The sequence below is a fragment of the Pseudomonas sp. WPR_5_2 genome, from assembly GCF_003634475.1.
GTDB classification, from domain to species: domain Bacteria; phylum Pseudomonadota; class Gammaproteobacteria; order Pseudomonadales; family Pseudomonadaceae; genus Aquipseudomonas; species Aquipseudomonas izuensis.
Map to the genome: position 1 here is coordinate 591108 of NZ_RBLA01000001.1, position 15605 is coordinate 606712.

15 protein-coding genes are annotated in these 15605 nt (G+C 59.5%); 8 read left to right on the plus strand and 7 right to left on the minus strand.

Annotation, left to right across the window (positions count from 1 at the left end; translation table 11 throughout):
* Positions 1-111: 111 nt before the first annotated feature.
* The 3 genes from BJ917_RS02615 to nhaB all read left to right on the plus strand — a co-directional run bounded on the left by BJ917_RS02615 (position 112) and on the right by nhaB (position 3536).
* Entirely contained in the window at positions 112-378 is a 267-nt protein-coding gene (locus BJ917_RS02615) for a hypothetical protein (RefSeq protein ID WP_096511222.1), read from the plus strand.
* A 287-nt stretch (positions 379-665) separates the two neighbouring features.
* Positions 666-1955 carry a hypothetical protein gene (locus BJ917_RS02620; protein ID WP_121101642.1) on the plus strand — a complete coding sequence of 430 codons (1290 nt, stop codon included), beginning with the start codon at positions 666-668 and terminating at the stop codon, positions 1953-1955.
* A gap of 78 nt (positions 1956-2033) precedes the next feature.
* Positions 2034-3536, plus strand: a complete 1503-nt coding sequence (gene nhaB, locus BJ917_RS02625) for a sodium/proton antiporter NhaB (protein ID WP_121101645.1) — start codon at positions 2034-2036, stop codon at positions 3534-3536.
* A 93-nt stretch (positions 3537-3629) separates the two neighbouring features.
* Here nhaB and zwf read toward each other — a convergent pair whose 3' ends face one another.
* Together zwf and gnd are read right to left on the minus strand one after the other, a co-directional pair.
* On the minus strand, positions 3630-5153 hold the full coding sequence (gene zwf, locus BJ917_RS02630; RefSeq protein WP_096511216.1) for a glucose-6-phosphate dehydrogenase: 1524 nt from the start codon (positions 5151-5153) through the stop codon (positions 3630-3632).
* On the minus strand, positions 5150-6130 hold the full coding sequence (gene gnd, locus BJ917_RS02635) for a phosphogluconate dehydrogenase (NAD(+)-dependent, decarboxylating) (RefSeq protein WP_121101648.1): 981 nt from the start codon (positions 6128-6130) through the stop codon (positions 5150-5152). Before gnd ends, zwf begins: the two co-directional genes overlap by 4 nt.
* Positions 6131-6401: 271 nt before the next feature.
* On the opposite strand from gnd, the gene BJ917_RS31945 reads away from it, so the two are divergent.
* Together BJ917_RS31945 and BJ917_RS02640 are read left to right on the plus strand one after the other, a co-directional pair.
* Complete coding sequence (locus BJ917_RS31945; protein WP_172901602.1) at positions 6402-6578, plus strand: DUF6026 family protein; 177 nt, start codon at positions 6402-6404, stop codon at positions 6576-6578.
* Between the two features lie 296 nt (positions 6579-6874).
* Complete coding sequence (locus tag BJ917_RS02640; protein ID WP_096511212.1) at positions 6875-7090, plus strand: hypothetical protein; 216 nt, start codon at positions 6875-6877, stop codon at positions 7088-7090.
* A gap of 80 nt (positions 7091-7170) precedes the next feature.
* Here the strand turns inward: BJ917_RS02640 and BJ917_RS02645 are convergent, their stop codons facing one another.
* The 3 genes from BJ917_RS02645 to zapE form a co-directional block, all read right to left on the minus strand.
* A complete protein-coding gene (locus BJ917_RS02645) occupies positions 7171-7662 on the minus strand; it encodes a GNAT family N-acetyltransferase (protein ID WP_096515373.1) in 492 nt (163 codons plus the stop codon).
* Positions 7663-7771: 109 nt separating this feature from the next.
* A complete protein-coding gene (locus BJ917_RS02650; protein WP_121101652.1) occupies positions 7772-8353 on the minus strand; it encodes a DinB family protein in 582 nt (193 codons plus the stop codon).
* 49 nt (positions 8354-8402) lie between these two features.
* Positions 8403-9521, minus strand: coding sequence for a cell division protein ZapE (gene zapE, locus BJ917_RS02655; RefSeq protein ID WP_121101654.1), 1119 nt, complete (start codon positions 9519-9521; stop codon positions 8403-8405).
* Between the two features lie 183 nt (positions 9522-9704).
* Here zapE and BJ917_RS02660 point away from each other — a divergent pair, with 183 nt between their 5' ends.
* Positions 9705-10757, plus strand: coding sequence for an aldo/keto reductase (locus BJ917_RS02660; RefSeq protein WP_121101657.1), 1053 nt, complete (start codon positions 9705-9707; stop codon positions 10755-10757).
* Between the two features lie 99 nt (positions 10758-10856).
* Here the strand turns inward: BJ917_RS02660 and speB are convergent, their stop codons facing one another.
* Together speB and BJ917_RS02670 are read right to left on the minus strand one after the other, a co-directional pair.
* Positions 10857-11816 (minus strand): agmatinase, encoded by a 960-nt coding sequence (speB, locus tag BJ917_RS02665; protein ID WP_096511204.1) that lies wholly within the window; start codon positions 11814-11816, stop codon positions 10857-10859.
* 13 nt (positions 11817-11829) lie between these two features.
* Entirely contained in the window at positions 11830-12921 is a 1092-nt protein-coding gene (locus tag BJ917_RS02670; RefSeq protein ID WP_121103084.1) for a polyamine ABC transporter substrate-binding protein, read from the minus strand.
* A 101-nt stretch (positions 12922-13022) separates the two neighbouring features.
* Between BJ917_RS02670 and BJ917_RS02675 the strand changes: the two genes are divergently transcribed.
* Together BJ917_RS02675 and BJ917_RS02685 are read left to right on the plus strand one after the other, a co-directional pair.
* Positions 13023-13916, plus strand: coding sequence for a LysR family transcriptional regulator (locus BJ917_RS02675; protein WP_096511202.1), 894 nt, complete (start codon positions 13023-13025; stop codon positions 13914-13916).
* Positions 13917-14127: 211 nt separating this feature from the next.
* The gene (locus tag BJ917_RS02685) at positions 14128-15600 is read left to right on the plus strand and encodes a nucleobase:cation symporter-2 family protein (RefSeq protein ID WP_096511198.1); all 1473 of its coding nucleotides are present in this window, start codon (positions 14128-14130) and stop codon (positions 15598-15600) included.
* Positions 15601-15605 lie beyond the last annotated feature (5 nt).

Consider the following 15605-nt stretch of genomic DNA (forward strand, 5'->3'; position numbering starts at 1 on the left):
TCATTGTGTGTGACCCGAACCCCGGTAGCGGGCATCAGTACAAGTAACCTGCCGAACGGTAAGCCCAACCGTCGGCACATCACTTGATTGGGCATACAGAGAGAAGATCCCATGAACGCCCCGCTCCGTATCAACGAAGCTCTTTTGATTGCCGACCGCGCATTTAAACCTTTCCAGTGCGTGGCCTGGGCCCCACAGGACGGTAACGGCGAACTCAGCCTCACCGTCATCGACCGCACCAACAACAGTATAGGTCGCAAGCAGATTCCGAGCAGCGCCTACACCGATCCCGAGCAGCTCCAACGCCTGCTTGAACAGGCCCGTGAAGAGTTGAGCCTGGAAGGTTACAAACTGCAGTCGTGGTCGATGCCAAATTAATAGTTTTGCGGATTACTGCGAGGTAATCCGCGCCCTCCTTCCCTGTCGTTAGTTGCAGCTTTTTTACTGACCCAACGCACTTGCAATACTTCGTTATTTGAACTAGCGCACGTTTAATCCTTTGCAAGCTTGCCAATGGTTCGAAAAGACACTGTTGTGGCGCACAACGACCCTCCGCCTGTTAGTTCTGTCAGTTGTGCATCCCGGCATTCAGGGATTGAATGTTCTTCTTATTAAGTCGCCACTCCCAACCCTTGGACCAGGACGACTCGCAAGGAGATGCGCGCATGTCAATCCAGTCCGTTCTAGCTATCCCGACCACGTTCACTAACGCCGGGAAACTCGATAGCAGCTTCGCCACTCACGGCAAAACCCAGGTGTACTTTGCCGGCAGTCTTTCAAGCATGGCGAACAGCGTCGCCCTGGATTCCCAGGGTCGTTTGCTGGTCGCGGCAAAGATCGGAACGGCGGGAGGCAGCCGCTTTGGCCTGGCTCGCTTGCTGGAGGATGGTTCGGCGGATCTGGCATTCGGCTATAAAGGCAGCGTCATCGGACAATTCGAACCGGGCTTCGAAGCCACGGCCGGCAAGGTTCAAGTGCTCTCCAACGGGCACATTCTGCTGACCGGCCTGCACTATGAAAATGCCCATCGCACCCTCCCCGCCGTGGCGTTATTCGACCCGCAAGGCTGCCCGGTCCAGGGGTTTGGCGACAACGGCCGACGTGTCGTGCGACTGCCGGGCAATCTGTCCCACGGGATTCGCGATGCCTGGCTGCCTCCCGGTGTGCCGGGAGCCGAAGCCTGTGATGCCGGGATACAAGAGGACGGCCGAATCGTGCTGGTGGCCAATCATCATTTCGAACTGGCCGATCATGCCGGCCTGCTCATACGACTCGACCCTGATGGTCAGTTGGATAGCACCTTCAATGGCCGCGGATTTGTGATCGTCAGGCATTTGTTGATGAACACCTGGCTCAACAGCGTGAGGGTGCAACGCGACGGTCGAATCCTGGTAGGCGGATCGATCAACTTCCCCGAGGAAGGTTTGCTGGCCCGCTATCACGCCGACGGCAGCCTTGACGAGCGTTTTGCCGTAGACGGATTCATGTATTTCAAGGCTCAAGGGCAAAGTGCCCAAGTCAGCCAGATTGTCCAACTGGTTAACGGCGACCTGCAGTGTTTTGGCAGCAGCCGCGATCCGATTCGCTGCCTTTCCCTGAAACTGCACATCAATGGCCGCCCGGACAAGCATTGCAACGACGGCCAGGCACATTTACTTGAACTCGGACGCAGTGGTTGTCAGTGGACCGCTGCCCAGGCACAACCGGATGGCAGTGTAGTCACGGCCGGTGCAACCATTGGCGGTGTCGAGGCCGATTTTATCCTTGGTCGTTACAGCAGCGACGGCCATCTCGACCCTGGCTTTGGCAATGGAGACGGATGGGTTCGTACCCGACTCGGTCGCAGTCTGGATACGGCGACTTCACTGGCAGTCCAGGCCGATGGAAATATCGTGGTAGGCGGATATTCACTGGACGGTAACTATCGTGCGGTCGTTGCACGCTATTTGGGCTGATCCACCGAAACTTTACTGCACTTGATCTTCTCTTTCGCTTACGGCAACTTGCGCGCTTCTTTTTACAAGGAGTAGCCGATGTCCGGTTCCATGATCCAGGCGTTCGCGCATAACTTTCTCGGCAACTCACCCCGCTGGTACAAAATCTGTATTGTTGGTTTTCTAATTATCAACGCACTGGTGTTTTGGAGCGACGGTCCGGTCGCTGCGGGTTGGCTGTTGGTACTGGAGTTCATCTTCACCCTGGCCATGGCACTCAAATGCTATCCGTTAATGCCCGGCGGCTTGTTGCTGGTCGAAGCGCTGTTGCTGAAAATGACCACGCCCCAGGCGCTTTATGACGAACTGGTGCACAACTTTCCGGTGATCCTGCTGCTGATGTTCATGGTGGCCGGCATCTACTTCATGAAAGACCTGCTGTTGTTTCTTTTCTCGCGTTTGCTGCTTGGCGTGCACTCCAAGGCCATGCTGGCGTTGATGTTCTGTTTTTTGTCGGCGTTTCTGTCGGCGTTCCTCGATGCCTTGACCGTGACCGCCGTCATCATCAGTGCGGCCGTCGGCTTTTATTCGGTGTACCACCGCGTGGCTTCAGGCACAGATCCGCGACAGGACAGTGAGTTCGGCGATGACCAATGCCTGCCCACGCTCCACCATGACGACCTCGATCAATTTCGCGCCTTCCTGCGCAGCCTGCTGATGCACGGTGCCGTAGGCACGGCGCTGGGTGGCGTCTGTACGCTGGTGGGCGAACCGCAGAACCTGTTGATCGGCCATGAGATGGGTTGGCACTTCGCCGAATTCTTTCTGAAGATCGCGCCGGTTTCGCTGCCGGTACTGGGCGCCGGCCTGGTGACCTGCGTCCTGCTGGAGAAACTGCGCTGGTTCGGTTACGGCACGTTGCTGCCGGACAACGTACGGGCGGTATTGGCCAATTACGCAGCCCAGGACGATATCGAACGTACCGCACGCCAGCGCGCAGCGCTGATTGTGCAGGCCGTGGCCGCACTGATTCTGATTGCCGGGCTGGCGTTTCATGTAGCACAAGTGGGTTTGATCGGTTTGATGGTGATTGTGTTGATCACGGCGTTCACCGGGATTACCGACGAGCACCGTCTCGGTACGGCGTTCAAGGACGCAATGCCGTTCACCGCCCTGCTGGTGGTGTTTTTCGCCGTAGTGGCGGTCATTCACGATCAGCAACTGTTCACACCATTGATCCAGTGGGTACTGGCCCTGCCGGCCGATCAACAACCGGGCATGCTGTTCATTGCCAATGGCTTGCTCTCGGCCATCAGCGACAACGTGTTCGTGGCAACGATCTACATCACTGAAGTGAAACAGGCATTCATCTCAGGGCACATGAGCCGCGAGCATTTCGAGACACTGGCCATCGCGATCAATACGGGCACCAATTTGCCAAGCGTGGCCACGCCCAATGGACAGGCCGCGTTCCTGTTCCTGTTGACCTCGGCGATTGCACCGCTGATTCGGCTGTCTTACGGGCGCATGGTGTGGATGGCGTTGCCATATACGGTGGTGATGGGTGTGCTTGGCTGGTACGCCGTCAGCTTTTGGCTATAAACGCTCGCTAAAAAATGTGGGAACGAGCCTGCTCGCTCCCACATCGGGTTATGTGTTGTTATCGAGGGCGATTGGGCGCTGGCGGGCCATCGTTCATCCAAGGCCATGCCAGACGCGGCCGTCGCGCGTCAGCAACGCTTCGGCGGCCTGCGGCCCGTCTTCACCCGCGGCATAGCCCTGCACCGTTGCATCCTGCTGCCAGGCGTCGAGGAACGGCTGAACCGCGCGCCAGCCATTTTCGATGTTGTCGGCACGCTGGAACAGCGTCTGATCACCGGTCAGGCAATCGTAGATCAGGGTTTCGTAGCCGGTGGACGGCTGCATTTTAAAGAAATCCTTGTAGGCAAAGCCCAGTTCGATGTTGTCCATCTTCAGGGCCTGGCCCGGCCGCTTGGCCAGCAGATCGAACCACATGCCTTCGTTGGGCTGAATCTGGATACGCAGGTAGGTGGGTGCGAGTTCATCGACCTCGGTATCGCGGAACTGCGCATACGGTGCCGGTTTGAAGCAGATGACAATTTCGGTATCGCGCACACTCATGCGCTTGCCGGTGCGTAGGTAGAACGGCACGCCGACCCAACGCCAGTTATCAATCATCACCTTGAGGGCCACATAGGTTTCGGTGTTGCTGTCAGGCGCGACCCGCTCTTCCTGGCGATAACCCGGCAGGGTTTTGCCATCGACTTCACCCGCGGTGTACTGGCCGCGCACCGAGTTGGCTCGTGCCTCTTCAATCGACCACGGACGAATCGCGCCGACAACCTTGGCCTTCTCGCCACGCACCGCATCGGCACCGAAGGCGGCCGGCGGCTCCATGGCCACCATCGCCAGCAACTGGAACAGGTGATTGGGCACCATGTCCCGCAGCGCCCCGGTGTTTTCGTAGAAACTGCCACGGGTTTCCACGCCGACGGTTTCGGCGGCGGTGATCTGCACATGGTCGATGTAATGATTGTTCCAGAACGCTTCGAACAGGCTGTTGGAAAAGCGGCTGATCAGGATGTTCTGCACGGTCTCCTTGCCCAGGTAGTGATCGATGCGGTAGATCTGCTTCTCTGACATGACCTTGAGCAAGCAGGCATTCAACGCCTCAGCGGTGGGCAGATCGGAACCGAAGGGTTTTTCGATCACCACCCTTCTGAACGCCTCGGGGCTCTCTTCGAGCAACCCGCAAGCGCCGAGGCGGCGTACCACTTCACTGAAAAAGCGTGGCGCGGTGGCCAGGTAGAACACCGCGTTGCCGGTGCCGCTGTCGGCGATTTTCGCCGCCAGCGCTTGATAAGTGCTGTCGTCCAGGAAATCGCCCTGGACGTAGCTGATGCCTTTGGCGAGTTGGGCCCACAAGTCCGGATCAAGGGATTGATCGCCCTTGCCGACTTTGCCGGCCACTTCGCTGCGAATGAAGTCTTCGAGTTTTTTCGCAAAGCCTTCATCGCTGATGGCGTTGTGGTCAACGCCGATGATCCGCAGTCCATCCCCGAGTAAACCGTCGCGCTTGAGGTTATACAGCGCCGGCATCAGCAGGCGCTTGACCAGATCACCATGGGCGCCGAACAGGAACAGCGTGGTCGGTGGCGCGGTTTCGGCCTTGGACTTTCTGCGGATCGCATGCGTCATTTTTTAGGTGTCTCCACGTGGCCGCCGAAGCCGAAGCGCTGGGCCGAGAGAATCTTGTCGCCAAAGGTGCCCTGACCACGGGAACGATAGCGGGAGAACAGGGAGTTCGACAGCACCGGCACCGGTACCGCTTGTTCCATTGCGGCTTCGATGGTCCATTGACCTTCGCCGCTGTCCGCTACGGAACCCGAAAAACCGTCGAGATCCTTATCACTGGCCAATGCATCGGCCGTCAGGTCGAGCAACCACGACGAGACCACGCTGCCACGGCGCCAGACTTCGGCGATGTCGGCCACGTTCAAGTCGAAGCGCTGGTCCTCTGGCAGGCGGGAGCTGGACTTGGTCTTGAGGATGTCGAAGCCTTCGGCAAAGGCCTGCATCATTCCGTATTCGATGCCGTTGTGGATCATCTTCACAAAATGCCCGGCGCCCGCCGGGCCGGCGTGGATGTAACCGTGCTCGGCACGATCGTCGTCAGACTTGCGGTCTTTGGTACGCGGGATGTCGCCCATGCCCGGGGCCAGGCTGGCGAACAGCGGATCAAGGCGTGTGACGGTCTCGGCATCGCCGCCGATCATCATGCAGTAACCGCGCTCCAGGCCCCAGACACCGCCGGAAGTGCCCACGTCGATGTAGTGCAGGCCTTTTTCCGAAAGGGTCTTGGCCCGGCGGATGTCGTCCTTATAGTGGGTGTTGCCGCCGTCGATGATGGTATCGCCGGCTTCGAGCAAGGTGCTCAGGGTTTCGATGGTGTCTTCGGTCGGTGCGCCTGCCGGCAGCATGACCCACACCGCTCGCGGTTTGGCCAGGCCAGCGACCAGGGCTGGCAAATCGGCAACGCCAGTGGCGCCTTCTTCGGTCAAGGTGTCGACGAAGGCGGTATTGCGGTCGTACACAACGGTGGTATGCCCGTTGAGCATCAGGCGCCGCGCAATATTACCGCCCATGCGGCCCAGTCCAATAATCCCGAGTTGCATGTGCTGATGCTCCCTACTACAAATAAAAGTGTGTCATTGGTTATAGCCCAACGCGACTATTGAGGTTAGTCCAGAGCGTTGGCATGAAGTTTCCGGGCATTGTGCCCGATCCAGACAGATAACGTCGGGAATCGTGCCGAAGACACAACGACACTGAAAAATAAAAAAGTTCCCTTCATGGGCAAAAGAAATCAAAATTGGCGCCGATAGTAATTCTGGCTCCGATGTCGGGGCGGATTTACAGTTGAGACAGCCATTTGCGAGGTGAGCAATGGGCACAGTACATAATGCACTGCCGGCACAAACCCTTTATGTCACGATCCGCCGCGAGGAATTGCGCCAGTTGAAAGACGAGCGCGAACAGTTGAGGCAGGAGTTGGCGCAGTTGCGCTCGCTGATCCAGAACCAACAGCCCTTACCCTTGACTCAACGTACTCCCCACGCCTGACCTCCTCGCTTGAATCGCAAGCAGCACAGCCCTGCTTGCGCAACACCCTGGCCCGCCGCCAAACTTGGCCATTCTCGAATTTTTTTCACACTTTCCTGCTGATACACCCTTCAAACCTTTGGGCGCGCGTGCTCCCACAGCTTCTGTGGTTGCAGGAAACCTTGTGCCTGGACCGGCAGAAATCTCCAGGCGCAGTTAATTCCCATTTAACAGAATCGGCGGATAATGAGTGTTCGATTTTGATTGATTGGCTCATGGACGAAAGGCATCCGACAACTGTAAGTGGGAGGCACACCATGAAACGTACTACGCTGATTCTCGCGGTCCTCACGACGCTGGGCTCCGCTGGCGCCTTTGCCGAAGGCGGAGCCGAACGCATGAGGTACTACTACGAAACCTTGCGCTACAACCAGCAAGTGGCATTGGGCAACATCACGCAAAGCCAGACCCATGAACTGCGAGTACCGGACGATCAAACCGCGCAAATGACCGAGTCTTATAGACCGAAATGATTGTTACGCCTCTGACTGCCTGCTCTTCAGTCAGAGAAGACCATTGGGCGTCCTGATGGACGCCCTTTTTTATGCCCGGATCAAAGTGGCTTGATCCAGAACATCATGCGCCCGTGCGCCGGGTCGAATTCGCCAGGGGCAAAGCCGAACTTGCCATAAGACGCCTGTGCCACCGCATTGCCTTCCAGTACTTCCAGGGTGATTTTGCAGCAACCGCGCTGACGGGCAATGTCTTCGACCTTTTGCAGCATTCGCTGGCTCAAGCCCAACCCGCGAAACTTTGGCACCACCGCCACATCGTGCACGTTGACCAATGGCCGGCAGGCAAAGGTCGAAAACCCTTCAAAGCAATTGATCAGCCCGGCCGGCTCACCACCGACAAAGGCCAGGACGCTGAACGCATGGGCACGCTTGGCCAACTCACCCGGTAGCTGCTCCAACACTGCGGCAGGTAAGGAATGACCGCCACCCATCGGGTCCTCGGCGTAGCTGTTGAGCACCAGGCCGATCGCCTCGGCATGCACGGGGTTGCTGTAGCTGGCTTGCAACACAAGTATTTCCGCGGAATCCATTTCCATCCTCGATCACATTGAATAGCCCCAGTGCGCAGTTCGCCCTGGAAGGCCTGGCGACGATATCGCGAGCGTGTCAGTGGCGACAACCGTTGAAAATCAAAAGATTTCAATGTCCCCAGATCAGCGCTTCGGTCCACCCCAGCTCGGCAAAGTCCTCGGCCCGCAGGTGCGACTCGCCGGCACAGAAAAATTCGTCCAGTTGTGGCGGCTTCACCGACGTGCCGCTGAGCATGGCATGGGTCTGGCCGCGATGATGGATCTGGTGCTCGAACAGGTGCGACAGCATGCGCAATCGGCTTTCATGTTGCGGCGTGTCCCGGGCGATGGTGACGACCTTGTGCAGGTCCGCGTCGCGCATTTGCTCGCAGTAGGCGATCAGTCGCCGGTCGACCTGAGCCTGCTCGCGCTTGAGGTCCGGGGCATAGACGAACGGCTCGTCGTCGCGGAAAAACACGTAGCAATCGGGATGGGGATCATCACCGCGCAACTCGCGCTCCAGAGCATCCACGTAAAACCAGTCGCAGGTCAGGATGTGATTGAGGGTTGCGCGAATACTGGGAAAGAAGCTGACCCGAGGAGCGGCCAGCTCCTGCGGACTTAACTGGCACCAGGCCTTGGCCAGTCGGTGATTGGCCCAGGCGTTCTGGTAAGCCATGGTCAACAAATGGTGTGACAGGGGCTGATTCATGCTGATGTCTCCTGAATACAAACCCTCAGAAGCTGATGGCTCCTGATGTTCAAACCTGCGCGAAACGTTCCAGCTGCATTTCCTGCAAGCGACTGAGGGTGCGGCGGAACGGGAATTCCAGGTAACCCTCGGTGTAGAGCGAATCCATCGGCACCTGCGCTTCGAGGTACAGCGGCACTTTGCGGTCGTAGCACTCGTCCACCAGGGCAATGAAACGCCGCACACCGTCGTCATGCACCGACAACTGCGGCAGTTCCCGATCCCCGGCCTCGACCCGCGAAGCCCCGTCCTCAGTGCCTCGGGCGATACGCCCCGGACGTTGTTGCGCGCTCAAATTGGGTACGTCACTCAACAGGATAACGCCGAAGGTGTCGCACAAAGCCATGAAATCCATCGCGGCAAACGGTTGTTCGCACAGATCGGCGTAACGACACCACAGCACGGCTTTGCTCGCCCGCACCACAGCCAGCGAGCGATAGCCGACCTTGATCGCTTCGCTGGATACCCCTTGGTCGACGGTCAACCGCTTGAACACTTCATCCAGTGCGCTGGTGCGTCCGGGCTCGACTACCCAGTAACGCTGCAGGCCCTGCCCCGGATGCAGGCGATGATCTTCACCGCCGTCCACCGCGATGACCTGCATATGCTGCTTGATCGCGACGATGGCGGGCACAAAGCGGTCACGGTTGAAACCGTCGGCGTACAGCTTGTCCGGAGGAAGATTGGAGGTGCAGACCACCACCACACCCTGTTCGAACATCACCTGGAACAAGCGCCCGAGAATGATCGCGTCACCGATGTCATTGACGAACAATTCGTCGAAGCACAACACCCGCACTTCTTCGCTCAATTCACGCGCCAGGGCCTTCAGAGGGTCGGCGGTGCCGGTGAGCTGAAACGAGCGCTGGTGCACCCAGCCCATGAAATGATGAAAGTGCTGGCGCCGGGCCGGAACCCGCAGGTGCTGGTAGAACTGGTCCATCAACCAAGTCTTCCCCCGCCCCACCGGGCCCCAAAGGTACACCCCGGCAATCGGCACACGCCCTTCATGCAAGGCTTCATGGCACTTTTGCAAGGCCCAGACGGCATGCTCCTGGGCTTCGTCCTGGACGAAACCCTTTTGTTCGATGGCGTGTTGCCAGGCGCTGAGGGGGGAGTCGACATTCATGCGCGGCAGTATGCCACCAGTCGATGACGACTACACCGCTCCCTTTGTAGGAGCGGGCTTGCCAGCGCCTACAGACTGACCCGGTTTAAAAGGACGTTGACGAATTAAATTATATGCATCATATTTTATAAATGTTGTTAGTAATCTATATCCACCCAACCGCTTCCTTCAGGAGTCATCCCCATGCACTACAAAGTCTTTGGCCGTAAAACCGGCCTGCGGGTTTCCGAACTGGCGTTGGGCGCCGGCAACTTTGGCACCGGTTGGGGCCATGGTGCCGAGCGTGATGAAGCCAAGGACATTTTCGACGGCTATCTTGAGGCCGGCGGCAACTTTATCGACACCGCCAACGGCTATCAGGGCGGCCAATCGGAAGCCATGCTCAGCGAATTCATCGCCGCTGAACGGGATCAACTGGTCATTGCCACTAAATACACCTTGGGAACGACGCCGGCAGCCGGCATTTCCCATACCGGCAACAACCGCAAGAACATGGTTCGTGCCATCGAAGAGAGTTTGAAACGACTGAAAACCGATCACATCGATCTGTTCTGGGCGCACATGAGCGATGGCGTGACGCCGATGGAAGAAATCCTGCGTGGCTTCGACGATCTGGTACGGGCCGGCAAGATCCATTACGCCGGACTGTCGAATTTTCCGGCGTGGCGCATCGCCCGTGCCGACCTGCTGGCCGAGGTGCGCGGTTTTGCGCCCATTGCAGCGATTCAGGTCGAATATAGCCTGGCCGAGCGTACGGCCGAGCGCGAGCAACTGCCGATGGCCGAAGCGCTGGGTCTGGCGGCGACCCTGTGGTCGCCACTGGGTGGCGGTTTCCTCACGGGCAAGTACCGCCAGGCCGAGGGCGACAACCGCGCCACTAAACTCGGCGTGCTGGTTCACGCCGAGAAAAGCGCCCGTGAAACCGCGTTGCTCGACACCCTTCTGGCTGTTGCCGAGGAAGTGGCGGCCAGTGCGACCCATGTGGCCATTGCCTGGCTGCGCGAGCAAGCCAAACGTTCGACTACTGCACTGATTCCGATTCTCGGCTCGCGCACCCGTGAACAGCTGGACGCCACCCTGGGGGCATTGAATGTACAGTTGAATGACCAGCAATTGGCGCGCCTCGACGGCGTCAGCAGCGTGGCCAAGGGCGTGCCCCATGAATCGATTTCCGGTTCATTTGCCCGGTTCAGCGGAGGCGTGACCCTCGACCTGCCGAAAATCCCGGTGGCCTGAAAAAAGCATCGCGGGCAAGCCCGCTCCCACAGGTTCTGCACAAACCCTGTGGGAGCGGGCTTGCCCGCGATGGCGCCAACAGCCGCGCTGCAGTTCGTGCTACCGGTCGACTTTGTGTTTGGCCGCATACAGGCACAGCATCTCCATCGCCAGCGTCGCCGCCGCCAGTGAGGTGATGTCCGCATTGTCATAGGCCGGTGCTACTTCCACCACGTCCATGCCCACCAGGTTGATCCCACGTAAACCGCCGAGGATTTCCAGCGCCTGCACGGTGCTCAAGCCGCCACACACCGGCGTACCGGTACCCGGAGCGAACGCCGGATCGAGGCAGTCGATGTCGAAGGTCAGGTACACCGGGTTGTCACCGACCCGCGCGCGAATCGCCTCGACCATCGCATCCACCCCACGCCGATGCACCTGCCGCGCGTCCAAGACCTCAAAGCCCTGATGATCGTCGTTGGTGGTGCGCAGACCAATCTGCACCGAACGCGACGGATCGACCAGGCCTTCCTTGGCGGCGTGCCAGAACATGGTGCCGTGGTCGATGCGCTTGCCCTCTTCGTCCGGCCAGGTGTCGCTGTGGGCGTCGAAATGAATCAGCGACAGCGGCCCGTGCTTGCGTGCATGGGCCTTGAGCAGCGGGTAGGTGATGAAGTGATCACCGCCAAAGGTCAGCATCGCGCTGCCCGCGTTGAGGATGTGCTCGGCGTGAGCCTCGATGCATTCCGGGGTCGACTGCGGGGAACCGTAATCGAAATCGCAATCACCGAAGTCCACCACCGCCAGATGATCGAACGGATCGAACGTCCACGGCCAGTGGCGCTCCCAGGCAATCCCGGTGGAAGCAGCACGAATTCCCCGCGGTCCGAAGCGCGCGCCGGGACGGTTGCTGGTGGCGGTGTCGAACGGTACGCCGCTGACCGCGACGTCGACACCGCGCAAGTCGCGGCTGTAGCGGCGACGCATGAAACTGGTGATGCCGGCGTAGGTGCTTTCGGCGGCAGTGCCATACAGGCTGTCGCGGGTCATGGCCTGATCGTTTTGCATCGGGACGTCCATCTCGGATTCCTTATTATTGGCGGCTACGGAAGGTGGTCCACACGCGGGTGCGCTGGCGCATGTCCTTGAGGCTCATGCTGCGGTCGGCGTACAGCCGGCCACGAACGTCAGCGGGCGGGTAGATGTCCGGGTCGGTGCGCACCGCCTCATCCACCAGCTGCGTCGCGGCCTGGTTGGCGGTGGCAAAGAACAGGGTATTGGTCAGCGCCGCGACGGATTCGGGGCGCAACATGAACTCGATGAACTGGCGCGCGGCTTCGGGGTGCGGCGCGTCCTTGGGGATCGCCAGATTGTCCTGCCACACGAGGGTGCCTTCCTTGGGTATCCGGTACGCAATTTCGTAGGGCTTGTTGGCCTTGCGCGCCTGATCGGCAGCCATGCTCGCATCACCGTTGTAAGCCAGTGCCAGGCAGACACTGCCATTGGCCAGATCGTTGATCTGCCGGCCGCTGGCGACGTACAGCACCGATGGCTGCAGCTTGTGCAACAGCGCCTGGGCCGCGTCGAGATCGTCCTTGTCGGTGCTGTAAGGGTCTTTACCCAGATAGTGCAGCGCCAGGCCGATCACTTCCTGGGGCGAGTCGATGATCGCAATGCCGCAGTCTTTCAACTGGCTGGCGTATTCGGGCTTGAACAGCAGGTCCAGGCTGTTGAGCGGCACGTTCGGCAAGCGTTTCTGTACGGCTTCGACATTCATCCCAAGCCCGAGGGTGCCCCAGGTGTAGGGCACGCCGTATTGATTACCGGGATCGACAGCAGCGAGTTTCTCCAGCAGATCCGGATCAAGGTTGGCATAGCCCTTCAAGCCCTCGTGGGGAATCGCTTTCAGGGCTCCGGCTGCCAGCCCGCGCGCCAACACGCTGGACGAGGGCACCACCACGTCATAGCCGCTACCACCAGTGAGCAGTTTGGTTTCCAGCACTTCCGGCGCGTCGAACGTGTCGTAGCGCACGTGAATGCCGGTTTCCTGCTCGAAGCGTTGCAAGGTTTCGGGGGCGACGTAATCGGCCCAACTGTAGAGATTGACGACTTTTTCCTCGGCCTGGGCCGCAGCGGCCATGGCAAGGAACAGCGCGGGGACACACATCTTGAACACGGGAGCCATGACGAACACCTGACCGGAGGAAGTGGTTACAGGATGCGTCGTCAGATACATTGGTGAAATATCAAGTCTCTTAACCTGACATTACGCAGGAGTAATGTTTGATGCTCGGTCAACTCCACGATCTGGACCTGCAACTGCTGCGCCTGTTTGTCAGCGTGGTGGAGTGTGGCGGTTTCAGCGCGGCCCAGGGTGAACTCGGCTTGAGTCAGTCCAGCATCAGCCAGCAAATGGCCAAACTGGAGACCCGCCTCGGTTATCGCTTATGCAGTCGTGGCAAGGGCGGGTTCAGGATCACTCCGAAAGGCGAACAACTGCTCAGCGCCACCCGCGGGCTGTTCCAATCCATCGAAGCGTTCCGTCATCAATCCAACGGCGTGGCCGGGCGCTTGATCGGTGAAGTCCGTCTGGGCTTGTCCGAGGCACTGGATCAGTCGGTGCTGCAACGGGTGGCCGAGGCGATCCGGCGCTTTCGCGAACGCGATGAATCGGTGCGCATCGAGTTGATGAGCGCCATGCCCGGCGAAATGGAACGCTTGCTGCTGCAACAGCGACTGGATTTGGCCATCGGCTATTTTTCGCAGATACAAGCGGCGTTCGATTACCGCGAACTGTTCATTGAAACCCAGCACTTGTATTGCGCCGCCGGCCATCCGCTGTTCAGCAATGACGCGCCGGATGATGAGGCGTTGCAGGCCTGTGACCGGGTCGATCACCCTTACCGCTTCCTGCGCAGCGACGAGCCCTTTCAAGGAAAACTGTGTTCGGCGCGCTCGGAACAGGTTGAAGGCACCCTCGCCTTCATCCTGTCCGGCAAGCACATCGGCTATCTGCCCAGTCACTTTGCCCGAAGCTGGGAGGACAAGGGCTTGTTGCGGGTCGTGCGCCGCGAAGGCATGAGTTTCGACGTGGCCTTTCACCTGGCTCGCCATCGCGCGCAGGTGCCGGGGGATGCGCAGAAGGCGTTTGAGGAAGACTTGCTGGCAGCGTTTGCCTGAAGCCTGCGACAACCTCTGTGGGAGCGAGCCTGCTCGCGAAGGCGGTATATCAGTCAACATCACTCTTGGATGTGCCGGCCTCTTCGCGAGCAGGCTCGCTCCCACAGGGAATGTGCCAGGTATCGGGACCACCGCTCGCCACTCAATGGTGTTTCTGGCATCCTGCGCCTCCATTTTCTGACCCGGCCCGCCTTCTGGCTCGCACACAACCATGACCGCCTCCGAAAAACCCCCTGCCCCGCGCCACAATGACCTGATCTACGGCCTCGACGACCGCCCGCACCTGACCGCCACCGTGTTCGCCGCGCTGCAACACGTGCTCGCCAGTTTCGTCGGCATCATCACCCCGACCCTGATCATGGGCAGCGCCCTGGGCCTGCAAAGCGAAATCCCCTACCTGATCAGCATGGCGCTGTTCGTCTCGGGCCTGGGCACGTTCGTGCAGGCGCGGCGCTTCGGTCCGGTCGGTTCCGGCCTGCTGTGCCTGCAAGGCACCAGTTTCTCGTTCATCAGCGTGATCCTCAGTGCCGGGTTCATGGTCAAGGCTCGCGGTGGCGGCACCGATGAAATCCTCTCGACAATCTTCGGTGTGTGCTTCTTCGCCGCGTTCATCGAAGTGGTGTTGAGCCAGTTCATCGGCAAGCTGCGGATGCTGATCACCCCGGTTGTGACCGGCACGATCATCACACTCATGGGCCTGTCGCTGATCAAGGTCGCCATGACCGACATTGCCGGCGGTTTCGGTGCCGCAGACCTTGGCGCGGCCAGCCACCTGGGCCTGGCGGCGCTTGTCCTCGGCACCATTGTGGTATTGAACCGGGTGGACGTACCGTTCCTGCGCCTGGGGGCGATTGTCATCGGCCTGACCCTGGGCTATGTCGTCGCCTGGCTTCTGGGCCACGTCGATTTCGCCAGCCTGCCTGCCATACCGCTGATGAGCGTGCCGGTGCCGTTCAAATACGGGTTCTCCTTCGATTGGGTGGCGTTCGTGCCGGTCGCGGTGATCTTCCTGGTGTCGCCACTGGAAGCGGCCGGCGACCTGACCGCCAACTCGATGATTTCCCGGCAGCCGGTCAAAGGCCCTGTCTACATTCGCCGGATCAAGTCCGGTTTGTTGGCCGACGGCCTCAACTCAGCCATGGCGGCCGTGTTCAACAGCATGCCGATGGTGACCTTCGCGCAGAACAACGGGGTGATTCAACTGACCGGCGTTGCCAGCCGTTACGTGGCGTTTTTCATTGCCGGGCTGTTGGTGCTGCTGGGGTTGTTCCCGGTGATCGGCGCGGTACTGCAACTGATGCCAAAACCGGTGCTCGGTGGCGCCGAGCTGGTGATGTTCGGCACTGTCGCCGTGGCCGGGATCAAGATCCTCGCTGAAGCGGGCCTGCATCGACGCAACATGCTGATCGTGGCGATTTCCATCGGCATGGGCCTGGGTGTGGCGGCAGTCCCGGAGGTCTTGCGCGAGTTGCCAAAGGCGTTGCATAACATCTTCGAATCGCCGATCACCGTCGGTGCGCTGTGCGCGATCGTTTTGAACATCTTCCTGCCCGAAGAATTCATCGAGCTGGAAGAAGATGATTTCGACCCGGAAGCCTCTATCCTGCAAGTGATGGAAAACCCGGATGTCCCGGCCAAAGGTGAACCGGCAGCGCCTGTGGTTGTCGCAAGCCTGAACCGCTAGACAAT